Annotated in this window: 15 protein-coding genes; 7 read left to right on the top strand and 8 right to left on the bottom strand. The window is 41.7% G+C overall.

Features of this window, described 5'->3' with window-relative positions; all coding sequences use genetic code 11:
* Positions 1-52 precede the first annotated feature (52 nt).
* The 4 genes from dapF to AC25JC_RS09740 all read right to left on the bottom strand — a co-directional run bounded on the left by dapF (position 53) and on the right by AC25JC_RS09740 (position 4,138).
* A complete protein-coding gene (gene dapF / locus AC25JC_RS09755) occupies positions 53-898 on the bottom strand; it encodes a diaminopimelate epimerase (protein WP_111883917.1) in 846 nt (281 codons plus the stop codon).
* A gap of 13 nt (positions 899-911) precedes the next feature.
* Positions 912-2,156 carry a diaminopimelate decarboxylase gene (gene lysA, locus AC25JC_RS09750; protein WP_078192073.1) on the bottom strand — a complete coding sequence of 415 codons (1,245 nt, stop codon included), beginning with the start codon at positions 2,154-2,156 and terminating at the stop codon, positions 912-914.
* 24 nt (positions 2,157-2,180) lie between these two features.
* Positions 2,181-2,390 (bottom strand): LPS translocon maturation chaperone LptM, encoded by a 210-nt coding sequence (lptM, locus tag AC25JC_RS09745; protein ID WP_373684424.1) that lies wholly within the window; start codon positions 2,388-2,390, stop codon positions 2,181-2,183.
* A 344-nt stretch (positions 2,391-2,734) separates the two neighbouring features.
* Positions 2,735-4,138, bottom strand: a complete 1,404-nt coding sequence (locus tag AC25JC_RS09740) for an amino acid permease (RefSeq protein WP_486923945.1) — start codon at positions 4,136-4,138, stop codon at positions 2,735-2,737.
* A 332-nt stretch (positions 4,139-4,470) separates the two neighbouring features.
* Here AC25JC_RS09740 and AC25JC_RS09735 point away from each other — a divergent pair, with 332 nt between their 5' ends.
* Positions 4,471-5,832, top strand: coding sequence for an alanine/glycine:cation symporter family protein (locus AC25JC_RS09735; RefSeq protein WP_486923944.1), 1,362 nt, complete (start codon positions 4,471-4,473; stop codon positions 5,830-5,832).
* 75 nt (positions 5,833-5,907) lie between these two features.
* On the opposite strand, the gene AC25JC_RS09730 is transcribed toward AC25JC_RS09735, so the two are convergent.
* Positions 5,908-6,435: a hypothetical protein gene (locus tag AC25JC_RS09730; protein ID WP_306669976.1), complete on the bottom strand. Its 528-nt coding sequence runs from the start codon at positions 6,433-6,435 to the stop codon at positions 5,908-5,910.
* Between the two features lie 185 nt (positions 6,436-6,620).
* Here AC25JC_RS09730 and radA point away from each other — a divergent pair, with 185 nt between their 5' ends.
* The 6 genes from radA (at position 6,621) to AC25JC_RS09700 (ending at position 12,387) form a co-directional block, all read left to right on the top strand.
* Positions 6,621-8,009: a DNA repair protein RadA gene (gene radA, locus AC25JC_RS09725; RefSeq protein ID WP_180026689.1), complete on the top strand. Its 1,389-nt coding sequence runs from the start codon at positions 6,621-6,623 to the stop codon at positions 8,007-8,009.
* Positions 8,010-8,132: 123 nt separating this feature from the next.
* Positions 8,133-9,134, top strand: a complete 1,002-nt coding sequence (locus AC25JC_RS09720) for a Tim44 domain-containing protein (protein ID WP_180020733.1) — start codon at positions 8,133-8,135, stop codon at positions 9,132-9,134.
* Positions 9,135-9,336: 202 nt separating this feature from the next.
* Complete coding sequence (locus tag AC25JC_RS09715) at positions 9,337-9,684, top strand: hypothetical protein (protein ID WP_078192079.1); 348 nt, start codon at positions 9,337-9,339, stop codon at positions 9,682-9,684.
* 1 nt (position 9,685) lies between these two features.
* Positions 9,686-11,437 carry a PepSY-associated TM helix domain-containing protein gene (locus tag AC25JC_RS09710; RefSeq protein ID WP_486923943.1) on the top strand — a complete coding sequence of 584 codons (1,752 nt, stop codon included), beginning with the start codon at positions 9,686-9,688 and terminating at the stop codon, positions 11,435-11,437.
* Positions 11,434-11,772, top strand: coding sequence for a DUF3325 domain-containing protein (locus AC25JC_RS09705; RefSeq protein ID WP_180114913.1), 339 nt, complete (start codon positions 11,434-11,436; stop codon positions 11,770-11,772). The genes AC25JC_RS09710 and AC25JC_RS09705 overlap by 4 nt, the downstream gene beginning before the upstream one ends.
* Positions 11,773-11,874: 102 nt before the next feature.
* A complete protein-coding gene (locus tag AC25JC_RS09700; RefSeq protein ID WP_078192082.1) occupies positions 11,875-12,387 on the top strand; it encodes a tetratricopeptide repeat protein in 513 nt (170 codons plus the stop codon).
* A gap of 64 nt (positions 12,388-12,451) precedes the next feature.
* Here AC25JC_RS09700 and AC25JC_RS09695 read toward each other — a convergent pair whose 3' ends face one another.
* The 3 genes from AC25JC_RS09695 to AC25JC_RS09685 form a co-directional block, all read right to left on the bottom strand.
* The gene (locus AC25JC_RS09695; protein WP_078192083.1) at positions 12,452-12,976 is read right to left on the bottom strand and encodes a cysteine peptidase family C39 domain-containing protein; all 525 of its coding nucleotides are present in this window, start codon (positions 12,974-12,976) and stop codon (positions 12,452-12,454) included.
* A 65-nt stretch (positions 12,977-13,041) separates the two neighbouring features.
* Positions 13,042-13,989: a DUF4424 family protein gene (locus tag AC25JC_RS09690; RefSeq protein WP_180114911.1), complete on the bottom strand. Its 948-nt coding sequence runs from the start codon at positions 13,987-13,989 to the stop codon at positions 13,042-13,044.
* A 34-nt stretch (positions 13,990-14,023) separates the two neighbouring features.
* Positions 14,024-14,326: a hypothetical protein gene (locus AC25JC_RS09685; protein WP_111883908.1), complete on the bottom strand. Its 303-nt coding sequence runs from the start codon at positions 14,324-14,326 to the stop codon at positions 14,024-14,026.
* Positions 14,327-14,436 lie beyond the last annotated feature (110 nt).

Raw genomic sequence — 14,436 nt, 5'->3', positions numbered from 1 at the left:
ATTCACTTTTTATTTTATGAAAAAAAGCCCTGAATGGATCAGGGCTTTGATTTTAACCTTGGAAGTAGCTTAAATCTAAGCGTCCTTCGTAAACTGTTGCAGTTGGTCCAGTCATCCAGACTACACCACCTTCTTGCCACTCAATTTGCAGCTTACCACCTGCCAACTCTATTTCGACCGAATTGGCTAATAAACCACGACGCATACCTGATACTGCCGCTGCACAAGCACCTGTACCACAGGCCATGGTTTCACCGACACCACGTTCAAATACACGTAGGCGTGCATGTTTCTCATCCACAATTTGCATGAAGCCAGCATTTACACGCTGTGGAAAACGCTCATGCGATTCGACTTGTGGACCAATTTTAGCGACGTCTGCAGTAATGACATCAGGAACGATCGTCACTGCATGCGGATTACCCATACTCACTACATCAATGGTGAGCTGTTCATTATTCGCCAATGCTATGTCGTATAAGTTTTCAGGTTCTTCCGCAATAAATGGAATTTCATGCGGCAAAAAGCGTGGATAACCCATATTAACGCGCACCCAACCATTCGCACCTAATTCAGGCTCTACGATACCGGACTTGGTTTGTACTTTGATTTTGGTTTTGCTGGTCAACTTACGTTCATGCACAAAGCGTGCAAAACAACGTACGCCATTACCACATTGTTCAACTTCCGAACCATCTGCATTAAAAATACGATATTTAAAATCGACATTAGGCAAATCAGGTGGCTCTACAATCAAAAGCTGATCAAAACCAATACCAAAATGACGGTCGGCCAAACGCTGAATCGTCACTGTATCTAAATAAGCCCGTTGGCTAATTAGATCGACCACCATAAAATCATTGCCAAGGCCATGCATTTTGGTAAATTCTAATAACATCTCGAATTTCTCCTTAAGGCAATAAACGTTCACGTTCCCATAATGATTCAATGGTTTCACGCTCACGAATCAAATGAGACTGATCACCATCAACCATCACTTCAGCAGCACGTCCGCGGCTGTTGTAGTTTGAGCTCATGACAAAACCATAAGCACCCGCACCCAATACTGCAAGCACGTCATTTTCTTGAATCGCCAACTGACGTTGCTTACCAAGGAAATCACCGGTTTCGCAAATCGCGCCAACAACATCCCAGTCTTTCTTATCTGTATCAGTACGAGGCGTTACTTCCTGAATATCCATCCATGCTTCATATAAAGCAGGACGGATTAAGTCGTTCATAGCAGCATCAATAATGGCAAAATTACGATGATTGGTCGGTTTGAGTAAATCAACTTTAGTTAACAACACACCTGCATTTGCAGAAATACTACGACCCGGTTCCATATACACCTTAAGGCCTAATTTTTCTAAAGCCGGACGCATTGCCTGAGCATATTCTTCAACGGTAGGCGGAACTTCGTCTTTGTAAGTCACACCTAAACCACCACCAATATCAATGTGTTTTAGCTGAATACCCATCTCTTTCAGTTGATTGATCATCACAATGACACGATCAAGTGCATCAACAAAAGGCTGAGTTTCAGTCAACTGTGAACCGATATGACAATCAATCCCGACAATCTCAAGATTTGGCAACGACGCTGCATATGCATAGGTGTCAAAAACGCTGTCTGAAGGAATACCGAATTTATTTTCTTTTAAACCCGTAGAGATATAAGGATGGGTTTTGGCATCCACATCTGGATTTACACGCAATGAAATCGGTGCTTTCTTACCCATTGCCGCAGCAACTTTTTGGATTCGATCTAGCTCTGCATGAGATTCTACGTTAAAACATGCAATACCCACGTCCAACGCTTTTTGGATATCGGCTTCAGTTTTACCCAAACCAGAGAATACAATTTTAGAAGCTTCACCACCGGCTTTTAATACACGTGCGAGTTCACCACCCGTCACGATATCAAAACCAGCGCCCTGCTTGGCAAGTACGTTTAACACCGCAAGATTAGAGTTTGACTTTACCGCAAAACAAATTTGATGGTCGATAAAGCTAAATGCACGATCCATATCTGAATAATGCTTTTCAAAAGTAGCTTTTGAATAAACATAAAGCGGTGTGCCATATTGCTGTGCAAGCTGTTGTAAAGAACATTGCTCTGCATGCAATACCCCATTCGTACGGGTGAAACTCATGAAAGTATCCTTTCTATAAAAGCATTAAGGTGTAGGGTTAGAATTTGAAGATTCCGATTCAGTTGCAACAGGAGCCGCTTGTTTTTCCTGCTTTTGATGTGCAGGCGTATCTGGATAAATCAGATATTTTGCGCGCTTATCTGCATTTGCATCTGAAGGTAAATGCAATGCACCAGACTGACCACAAGCGGTCAGCAGCACAGCACTTGCTAATACAATAATTTTATAATTCATAAAACGATACATAAACGTACCTAATGAAAAGATTTTTCCGAGTATAACGTGATCAACCCGCGGATAAAAGAAAAGCCCTGTAATTCCAAGTGAGCTTTTTGCCATTCTGCACTAAATTTAAGCAAAATTTAATGGTGCTGTTTTCAAACCACATTTGTGTATTTTTCTATACCGATCAGGCTATTGATTTCACTGAAATAGCTTATCAATTTGAATGCTGTTTTATACTTCTATTAGCACTAATGAATACTGTGTATTAGTGTAAATTAAATCCATATTCAAATAAAAAAGCTGCCCCCTCAGGAGCAGCTTTTTATGTTTTTACATCCGTTCAAAAATGTAAATTAATGGTGCTTTTTCTTATAAAAACCAAAATAACCAATAATCAAAATGATGAACCAAATTGGGCTCACCATGAGCGCTTTCATGGTATCTGCTTCTAGCGACAAGACATAAATCATGCCGATGAAGAAGATAATCACAAGCCAGCAAGTATATAAGCCACCTGGTAATTTAAAGGTTGACTTCGCATGCAACTCAGGACGAGTTTTATAGTAAACGATATAACTCCAGATAATCATGAGCCATACGCAGATAAATAAAATCGTCGAAAGTGTGGTTGCTAAAGTGAAGGCTTCAACCGTGTTCGGTACGAAATACTGTAATGCAGCACCCAACAGTAAACAAACTGCCGAGAAATATAACGCATTTGCAGGAACTGCACGTGAGTTTAAACGACCGAACGCTTTTGGACCTTGCTCTTCACGAGATAAACCAAACAACATACGTGAAGTCGAGAACACACCACTATTCATCGATGACATAACTGATGACAACACAACCAAGTTCATAATAATCGCAGCAGCAGCAATACCAGCTTGGCTAAACAAGTTCACGAATGGTGAAATGCTTGGGTCAATGGCACTCCATGGCGTAACGGACATCACAATCACAAGTGCAAGCACATAGAAAATAATGATACGAATCGGAATCGAGTTCACAGCTTTAGGCAAGTTGTGTTCTGGATCTTTGGTTTCTGCTGCCGTAGTACCAACGAGTTCTACGCCGACAAAGGCAAAAATGGCGATCTGGAAACCTGCCAAGAAGCCAGTTACTCCTGTTGGGAATAGACCACCATGTGACCATAAATGTGTGAATGATGCGATTTCACCTGTCGATGAAGTAAAACCGGTAAAGATCATCCAAAGACCGACACCAATAAGCACCACGATTGCAATAATCTTAATCAGTGCAAACCAGAACTCTAATTCACCAAAAAGTTTAACCGTAACAAGGTTTAAACCCATGATAAAAACAATGGCGGCAACACTGATCATCACCCCTTCTTCGGGCGAGAACGGGTTACCTCCATTAAAGAATTGCAGGTAATAAATTATGGCCGATAAATCTGCAATCCCTATAGTGATCCAGCACAGCCAATAGGTCCAACCCACAAAATAACCTGCCCACGGGCCGATTAAGTCGGTTGCAAAATCGATAAAAGATTTATATTCAAGATTTGATAGTAATAACTCGCCTAATGCACGCATGACGAGGAAAACCATAAAACCAATAATCATATAGATAATAAGGATGGACGGACCAGCTAAACTGATGGTCTTTCCTGACCCCATAAATAAACCTGTACCAATCGCACCACCAATCGCAATCAATTGCAGGTGTCGGTTGGACAAGCTTCGTTTCAAATCGCCGCTATCAGCGTGCGATCCATGAATTTCATTTGACATTATTTAATTCAACTTCGCGTTCCAATTGCGACAAATTAACGTAAAAATTTCAGAAAATACAAAATTATTTCTCATCATCTATATTTTCGGATTAAGTGACAAAGTTAATTTATTTTTCTTATATATAAAAATCTTAGCGCCAGTTCACATTTTAAAGCGACCAATAAAACAACAATTTACTTGTAATAACTTAAATTTTATGCAAAAAATATTTTACCAACGATAAAAATTTATGCCAAAAATCATGGAAGTTTCTAACAATGGCATATCAATTGCTACAGATATCAAAAATGTAGCATTCACTCACTCAGGGCCGATAAGAAGAAGATACTATGCAAGAAATTCAAAATATCATGGAAACACTCAGTGGATGGGTCTGGGGCCCGTACATGTTGGTCCTCATTGTCGGAACAGGTATATTCCTCACCTTCCGACTACTTTTCTGGCAATTTCGCATGTTGCCTTTCGCATTCAAACAAGTCTTTGGCAAGCATCCTAAAGCCAATCAACATGATGGCGATATTTCTCATTTCGCCTCACTTATGACCGCACTTTCTGCCACCATTGGTACAGGTAATATTGCCGGTGTAGCGACCGCTTGTGTGCTCGGTGGTCCGGGCGCAGTGTTTTGGATGTGGATGACCGCGCTCTTTGGTATGGCAACCAAATATAGTGAAGGTGTACTCGCTGTAAAGTTTCGTCATAAAAATGAAAATGGCGAAATGAACGGTGGTCCGATGTATTACATCGAACGTGGACTTGGGCCTAAGTGGAAATGGTTGGCAGTGGTATTTGCCCTATTTGGTACTTTGGCATCCTTTGGTATTGGTAGCTCAGTACAGTCCAACACTGTCGCGCTTGCTGTGGAAAACAGCTTAGGGATCAGCACACTCACCACTGCCATCGTCATCACCATATTCTCTGCCCTCGTTATTTTAGGCGGGATCAAATCCATTTCTAAAGCCTCTTCATTTATTGTTCCAATTATGGCGGTAGGTTATGTATTGGGTGGCTTAATCATTATTTTCAACAACCTTGAATTGGTGATTCCTGCACTAAAAATGATCTTTAGCTATGCATTTACGGGCGAAGCTGCTGCGGGTGGTGCGATTGGTGCCGCGATTCGTTATGGTGTGGCACGTGGTGTATTCTCTAATGAAGCAGGTATGGGCTCTGCACCTATTGCCGCTGCGGCTGCAAAAACTGACCATCCAGCACGTCAAGGTCTTGTCTCTATGACAGGTACGTTCTTAGACACCATCATTGTTTGCTCAATTACAGGTATCGTACTGGTGATGGGCTTCATCATGGCGGGACAAAGCTTTGGTGATCAAACGGGTGCCGTACTGACGATTAGTGTTTTTGATAAACTACTTCCGGGCTTCGGTGGTTGGGTCGTGACTTTCGGTATTATTTTCTTCGCTTATTCAACCATTCTGGGTTGGAGCTATTATGGTGAAAAATGCTGTACTTACCTCTTAGGTGAAAAATCAGTACTGATTTATCGCTTAATTTACATCGCATCAGTCTTTGTCGGCTGTGTCGTAACACTTGATCTCGTTTGGTTATTTGCCGATACCTTTAACGGTTTGATGGCTGCACCAAACTGTATTGCACTGTTATTGCTCTCAGGCATCATTGTGAAAGAATCGAAAGATTTTATTGAACGTCGTAAATCAGGTGAGTTGTACTAATACCTGCATCCTGCTCAACAAAAAGCCACGTGAATTCACGTGGCTTTTTTATTCGGACTGAAAATCGATATTTACTTATTGAATTGTGCCAATTTGACCATCATCAAATTTGTCGTTTTTCGTCTTGCTTTCATTGGCTGCTTCATCTTTTGGATATGATTCAGTATCTTCAATAAAGCCTTCACCAAATTGGTCACCAAACTCATTTTCAGCATATTCAGAATCTACAGCACTAACTTCCATCAGATCAGCTTCGATTTCTAAGGCAATTTCCAAAGATAAAGAAAAGAACAATACCCCCTGAATTTTCATGTTCCCTTGTTCATCTTCAAGATATTCACTGAGGGTTTTATATGCAGGGCTGCTTTCATCAAAAGGTACGTCAAGGTACAAATCACCTGTATAGCTATCGATCAAAGACTCACCTTCTAGCCCCATACAAGGGAAATAATCTATATTTTGCAGGTCAAACCAGTGCATAACATCATTACGCACCGTATTTTTTTCAGGATGTTGATGATCATATTCTTCAAAATGCACAAATAACACATCACGATTTTTTTCACGTGCGATGGCATCGATATGTCGTAATAGTTCAGTCATGTGGTGACCCATTTCAAAAAATATGATGCGCTATTATAAAGTGCTTACCATGTAAAAGTGCAGCTCTTGAAAATAAAACGACATCAATTGACCTTCAACAGCCATTTCATGCGATAAAAACTTGGTTTTTCGATGTATTCACCGCTATGCTGTGACTCAATTTGAGTTTGTGCACAGTAAATATTATGGCGAAAGCAAAAAGTGTCTATCGATGTGAACAATGTGGTGCTGATCATCCCAAATGGGCCGGTCAATGTACCGAATGTGGTGAATGGAATTCATTAGTCGAAGTCAGTATTGCACCCGCTGTTACACACCGTGCACAGCCGAAAATGGGCGGTGGCTATGCAGGTCAAGCTGCTGCTGTGACCACCTTAAATCAAGTTTCCGTTTCGCATGAAACTCGAATGGCAACAGGTATTGGTGAATTTGACCGTGTGCTCGGTGGTGGACTGGTCACAGGTTCAGTTGTGCTGATTGGTGGTGACCCCGGCATTGGTAAATCCACTATTTTGCTACAAACTGCAACCTATATGGCGGCGAGTAAAAGTTCTGCCTTATATGTCACTGGTGAGGAATCTTTGTCTCAGGTGGCGCTACGTGCCCAGCGCCTAGATTTGCCGACCGATCAACTCAAAGTCATGGCAGAAACCTGTGTCGAGCGTATTTGTGAAGTATTGGCACATGAACGCCCTGCCGTTGCCATTTTAGATTCGATTCAAACCCTATACACCGAGACACTCCAGTCTGCGCCGGGCGGTGTTTCCCAAATTCGTGAATCGGCTGCACTCCTGACCCGTTTTGCCAAAAATAGTGGCACAGCATTGTTTATTGTCGGTCACGTAACGAAAGAAGGTTCTTTGGCAGGCCCTCGCGTGCTTGAGCACATGGTCGATTGTGTTTTGTATTTTGAAGGTCAGTCTGACTCGCGCTTCCGTATGATTCGTGCAGTGAAAAACCGTTTTGGTGCAGTCAACGAGCTTGGTGTATTTGGCATGACCGATAAAGGTCTGCGTGAAGTATCAAACCCATCCGCTATTTTCCTGAGTCGTTATGATGAAGCCATTCCGGGTTCCATTGTCATGATTAGCCGTGAAGGTACACGTCCACTTTTGGTTGAAGTTCAGGCTTTGGTAGATGATGCGCACGGACAACCTCGACGCGTGGCCTTAGGTTTAGAACAAAACCGCTTAAACATGCTTTTAGCCGTTATGCACCGTCATGGTGGCGTACAAACTGCAGGACAAGATGTCTATGTCAATGTCGTGGGTGGTTTAAAAATCACAGAAACCGGTTCTGACCTTGCGGTACTTTTAGCCTGCGCCTCTAGCTTAAGAGCTAAAGCCCTGCCACAGCATTTGGCAGTATTTGGTGAAGTCGGCCTTTCAGGCGAAATCCGTCCTGTACCCAATGGACAGGAACGACTCAAAGAAGCCATTAAGCATGGGTTTAAAACCATTATTTTGCCGCGTGGTAATGCACCGCAAAAACCCATTTCAGGTGTAGAGATTATTTCTGTCGCACGTTTACATGAGGCGTTGAGTCAGGCAATTACACTTACCGATGAGTCTTAGTCACGTTGAATCGTTTATTTTGAATGAATTTTCAATTTTTTACCGATGTTCTATTGAAATTCAGTACAAATGGCGGCATAACTAGATGGCTATTTTAAATTTATATAGATATAGGAAAATTTGATGGAAGTTCGACAGCGTGGTTTGATGACTGCTCTTTTAACAGCAGCCCTTTTGGTAGCGCCGATTGCAGAAGCGAAACGTGCCGGTGGTGGTAAAAGCCATGGTATGAGCCGTCAAGCTGCTCCAACTCAGTCTTATCAGCAACCTCGTCAATCTGCTCCTGTTCAACAGCCTGCAACTGCTGGCGCTCCAGCAAAATCTGGCTCGAATGTGGGCGGAATGGTTGCTGCTGGTGTGGCTGGTGCTGCAATTGGTGCTGTCGCTGCAAATGCGATGGCCGATGACAATAACGGTCAAGCAGCTTCTGAAGCGCAAGCTCAACAACAGGAAGAGAAAGGTGGTATTCCAGGCTGGATCTGGATTTTACTTGCCGCTGCTGTTGCCTTCTTCATTTTCCGTAAGATGGGCGCAAAAAAAAAACTAGCCACTAACAATCCGTATGCGCCAAACAGCGGTGCAAACAATGCACCGTTTGGCCAGCAAAATGCCGCACCTCGTGCAGGTAATGACAATACGAATATTTTTGGTAATTCTGTAGGCGGTAATTCAGCAGCTTCAAATGCTCCATTTGGTGCAGCTGCTGCAACGAATGCGCCTTTTGGTGCTGCCTATACCAACAGCGGCAATCAATTGCCGGATGGTACAGAACCAGCAACATTTTTACGTGTTGCACGTCAGCGTTTTAACCACATTCAATCGATGAATACGGCAAGCAACATTTCTGAAATTCAGCGTTACTTAACGCCTGATCTTTACCAGTCCATGTATAACGACATTATGGCGAATAAAGATGAAGACGTTGCTGAGTTTTCTAACTTAAATGCTATGGTGGTCGATTCTGCTAACGAAAATGGTCAATACGTTGTAAGTGTGCGTTTTACAGGTACTGTAAGTGAAGACTTAAATAGCCTGCCACAGCCTTTTGCTGAAGTATGGCATTTTGTTAAACCTGCGGGTTCTGATCAAGACTGGTTAGTTGCAGGCATTCAACAAGAACAATAATGTAGACACATAAGCATTCTTGCATTCTAAAATAGCGACTTCGGTCGCTATTTTTTTGCCTTTATTTCCCCTCTTTTTAAATCAATTTCTACTCAGCATGCTGAAATATCAATAATTTTGTGAATACATTATTCTAATTATTAATAATAATTGTTATCATTTAGATTAACTTTAATACAATTTCCAAGCGCTTAAGTATTTTATGAATAGCTCACCACCTGAGGCACTTGTGACACCCCTCACATCTGCGCTGCCTAAAACGCGTAAAGATACTCCTTCTCTATTGACCTATCGCTTGATGATTTTCTATCGCTTTGCCCTCGCTTTAGTGGGCGGATATGTTGTCGCGATGCTATCGGCCATCGTGATCGCAGATGTGTTTAGCGAAGACCGTGGAAGTGCAGCCATGAGTGCAACTTTAATTGCATTTATCCTGTGGAGCTGTGCATTTATTTGGGTCTTTATGGTGAATAAAACCCTCAAAGCAACTTTAGGCATTGTGATCCCTGCGGTGTGTTTGTATGCCATTTACATGATGATGGGAAGCTAAAATGCGTGTTGATGCAAAAGTAGAGGGACCTCGCCAGTCCATGTCTTGGCTGCATACATGGGCTAGCCTTATCTTAGGTTGGTTGCTGTATGCAATTTTCCTGACCGGGACCCTAAGCTTCTTTAAAAATGAAATCAATGTTTGGATGACACCTGAGCTGCATCAATCTGTTCCAGCCAGTTCACAAGTCCAACAAACTCAAGTCGCACTGAATTATTTACAACAAAATCATCCGAATGCAGGTGCTTGGAATATTTTGCTGCCGAATACACGTCAAAATGCCACCTTAATTACCGTTCGTGAACAAGGTGAAGACCCTCGTGCACGCCGTGGTGGTAAACAAATTTACATTGATAGTGCTACAGGTGAAGTGCTTGAGCCGCGCGATACGCGTGGTGGTAATTTTCTCTATCGTTTCCATTTCGAACTATATGGTATGCCACGTATGTGGACGCGATGGTTTGTCGGGATAGCCACACTGTTGATGTTAGTTGCCATCATTAGTGGTGTGATTACTCATAAAAAAATCTTTAAAGATTTCTTTACCTTTCGTTCAGGTAAAGGACAACGTTCTTGGCTCGATGCACATAATGCAACCGCAGTATTTGCGCTTCCCTTCCACATCATGATCACCTTTAGTGGCCTGTTGCTGCTGTTATTTACAATCATGCCTTGGGGGATTGAGCGTATTTATGAAAACCGTGGACAATTTTTACAAGAACAAAATCGTGTATTGGTTCAGGAAAATAAACCTGAAGGACGTGAATCCGCTCAAGGACGTGAAGAACGTGGCGAACGCCCACAGCAAGCCCGTGCCAATTCTGCACAAAACCAAGGCGAAAATCGTGCTGAGAGCCGTGGTGAAGGTCGAGGAGATCGTCGCTCTAAACGTGAAGAGCAACCTGTCGTTGCTGCGCCGTTGACCAACTTAGCGCCGATCGTGACTGCGGTTCAGAATGAATGGAAAACTAATCCGATTAGTACCGTTAGCATCATTGCACCGAATACAGACCAAGCTAAAATTGAACTACGCGCCTTACATGGTGAAAGTGTCGCGTATCGAAATATCTATGCAAGTAAACAATTTGATGGCGTAACTGGCAAAGACTTAACTGACGAAAGTGCCAAGTTAAAGCAACCTTCTGTACCGATGGGTATTTACAATGTAGTCACTACGCTGCATGAAGCACGTGGTGTAGACTTAGCTCTACGTTGGCTGCTGTTTATTTCAGGGATTGTAGGCACCTTGATGGTCGCTACAGGTCTCATTCTGTGGTGTGTAAAACGTGCGCCGCAACAGCAAAAACAAGGCTTTAAATCATTTGGCTACCGCACGGTTGAAGTGACCAATATTGCAGCGATTATTGGTTTACCCATTGCCTGTGCAGCATTTTTCTATGCCAACCGTTTTATTCCCACACAGCTTGAAAACCGTTCGGAATTAGAAATTCGTAGTTTCTTTATTGTTTGGCTACTGACGCTCGTTTATGCGATGTTCCATACGCATCGTCAAGCGTGGCTAGAACTTTTAGCTTTTGCCACAGCAATTTTTGCTTTACTGCCGATTGTAAACTTCATGACTGGTGGTCAAGCGCTTTGGAATACCATGGCAAATGGCCAATGGATGATTGCATCCTTTGATCTTGCAATGTGGCTTTTGGCTATCTTGTTTGCCTATTCATTTTACAAAGTGAAAAAGCATAAAGGACTGCCTGTTAAAAAAGCGCGTGCCACAAAGGAGGTTGAAGCATGATGTTCTTTCTCCTGATTTGGGCACTGAGTAGCTTAGGTTTTTTTGCCTTGGCATGCAGCATGTCTAAACATCAAAAGCAGTTCTACAGCAAAGAGTTAAGTGTGGGTCAAACACGCTTAGCCACGCTGGTCGGCTGGGCGCTATTGATCATCGCCTTACTACTTTGCCTCTCACTTGGCACGCCGAGCAATAACATCAGTTATTGGTTTGGCGCGCTGACCATTGCGGCTTTATTTGTCGGGCTATGTATTAGTTATATCGCTGAGTATTTTTGGAAAATTATTGGTGCATTAGTTGTCATATTTGTATTGTCTGCAGTGTTATTGAAATTTTAATTCTTTAGACAACGATCTCTAAACATTGAAAGCCAATCTTCGGATTGGCTTTTTTCATGCCAACCGATTAGGCTATGCCTATTCTGCTCTTTTGGATTACACATGTCTGAACTTTCAATCTCTCCTGCTTTATATAACCGCGCTATGGCAGGCAATAAAGATGCTCAATTTGAACTGGCTGAAATTTATATGCAAAGTGAAAATGATGAGCATGTTGAACTTGCTGAAGAATGGGCACTCAAAGCAGCTCAGTTAGGTCATGTAGAAGCAATGTATTGGCTGGGTGAAGGCTATGCAGTCTATGCCAAAGACATGCTCGAAGAAGATCCTGAAGAATCTAAAACCTATTTTGAGCATGCGCACCGCTGGTTAGAACAAGCGTCAAAACATGACCATCCTGCTGCAATTTTAGAATTGGCCAATTTTTACCGTCGCGGCGATGTGGTGGAAAAAGATGTCGCTAAATCCATTGAACTGGTTGAACAATCTGCAAAATTAGGTGAAGTTCAGGCCATGCGTGACTTAGCCTTTATTTATGCCAATGGCTTAGGCATCGACGCTGATGAAGAAAAAGCAGATTTTTGGAATGAAAAAGCCGATGTGGCTGAGCAGTAATCCAATTTTTTTCTAAAAAATAAAGCCCATCTCATGATGGGCTTTTTGCTTTTAACAAAATGGCTCAGCTCGCCACATAGTCATTTACATCTACAGTAATCACTTGTCGGCAAATGCCCTCTGCCCCACGCTGCTGTTCAAATACATCTGCTGGCATGGCATCAAAGCTGTCAAAGAAACTAATTTCAGTTTCGTCAATGTCATACACCAAAGAATGGTTCCCCACGCCCTCTAGAGTATCGTAATACACAATCACAAACTGATTTTGTTCAAAAGCCTGCTGAATTTGTGCATAGCCAATTGCAGGCAATATAGGCAGTTCCAATTGGTCTGCTTCTGCATAACTGCGTTTTTCACTGTCCTGCAGCTCAGGATCATGCTCTGTGTAAAACTTTACTTGAAAACCAAACTTTTTCAGTCCTACAGCTAAACCAATGGTTGTTGTGCCATGGTCAGCGTCATAAGCGCAAACTTCGATGAGTTGCTGAATATCTGCATCTATACCTAAGTGCTGCAGCAACATCCACACCGCATAAATGCCCCCGTTGGCTTCTAAATTTGCCAATTCATCAGGTATTTCCATCGACATATATCAAAACTCAAAATTGCTTATGGACGATGATAAACAAATCAAAGTGGTTTTGCCTGCAAGTTTTAATCCAGACCTGATTTCACATGTACAAAAATAATGTCCAAATCTTGTTTAGGTACAAAATTCTTTTCAACCATTTGAAACTGCGTAGCGCTGATTTTCTTCACTTTTCCTGCCCAGCAAAAAGAAACCAGCTCTCCTGCATCACGCTCAATCGTCAGTTTAAAATCTTGAATAGGTTTTGCCCAATTGGCACCTGTTTTTAAGATATAACCCAAAGCTTGAAATGGTGCATGCTGTGATTTGGCCTTTCTGAGTCCTGCCTTAAAGTTTTTATCCATACAAAATTGTTGATTATACTCATCTGGATATAACGCCACAGAGCCACCCACCAGCGGTGCATATTGATGCTGTACGCGAGTAAATGCTTTGGCTTTAAAGGTTTGCTTCCAGCTGTAAATTACCTGAGATGACCATGAAATGACTTCACTCGGATCTTTGGGCAAGATTTTTTGCAGTGCTGCATTTTTACAGTTTCTGAGCTTTGTCTCGAGTGTTTCATATTCATCATCTTGCCTGCTCCACGGATTCAGCATGTCTTTTTCCGTAAACCCGCATTGCTTAAAACTCTCCGTCATATCAATCGGGGCTGTTTTTTCATCTTTTTGAATAAAAGTGCGCACATGCATTTCAGGCTGAATCGTTTTTCCATTCACCTGAACTTTAAAACTTTTTAGCAATTTTTCAGTATTGGCAAAATCAGATTCAAAGAAGTTTTCAACTTTTGGCAGCGGAAATAAGACCGTTTCAGTCACATCTTTATTGCTTAAATTTTTGAACTGGTAATCGACCTTGATGATTTTTTTACTAATAAACAGGTCTTCACTGAACATTTGAATGTCTTTATTTTTCAGGTATTTCACACCGCCTGTTGCCACATAGCCTGTTGAATCGTTGGCATATGTTAGTGCTGAAAAACACAAGCATATGAATGCAGTTAATTTTTTCATTATTAGCTTCCAATTTTTTATATTTAAAATTGCACTAGAATATCATCGACCATTTTTCAGGAATATACTCAGAAATTAACCCTATCCCGATAATTATAAGGGCAATGATGCCAATCAAAATAATAAAACTCACTGCTTTTATGACTACTCTAAGGGTTAAATTTAAGCCTTTCGTATAATTTTCAATAAAGCCTGAAAATTTAAATAAGGATAAAACCCCAATCAAAATTAAAGGCAGAAAAAAAATATCTTGTGGTGAAAAGTCGCCTCGCCTTGCTGAGACAGCTTGTGAAGATACGAGTAAAACTAGGAAAATATTAAATTTTAATATATTCATGATACGTACGTTATTAAGCCTCTTTCATAAATCAAAAAACGAACAGTCTCTTGCTGATTATTTGTACCGAAGAATTTTAAATATTCATGCATAATCTGCGGATGAAATAC

Source organism: Acinetobacter sp. P37 (genome assembly GCF_057480965.1).
The sequence above is the reverse complement of the archived record's forward strand: the minus strand, read 5'-3'. Positions and strand labels throughout refer to the sequence as shown.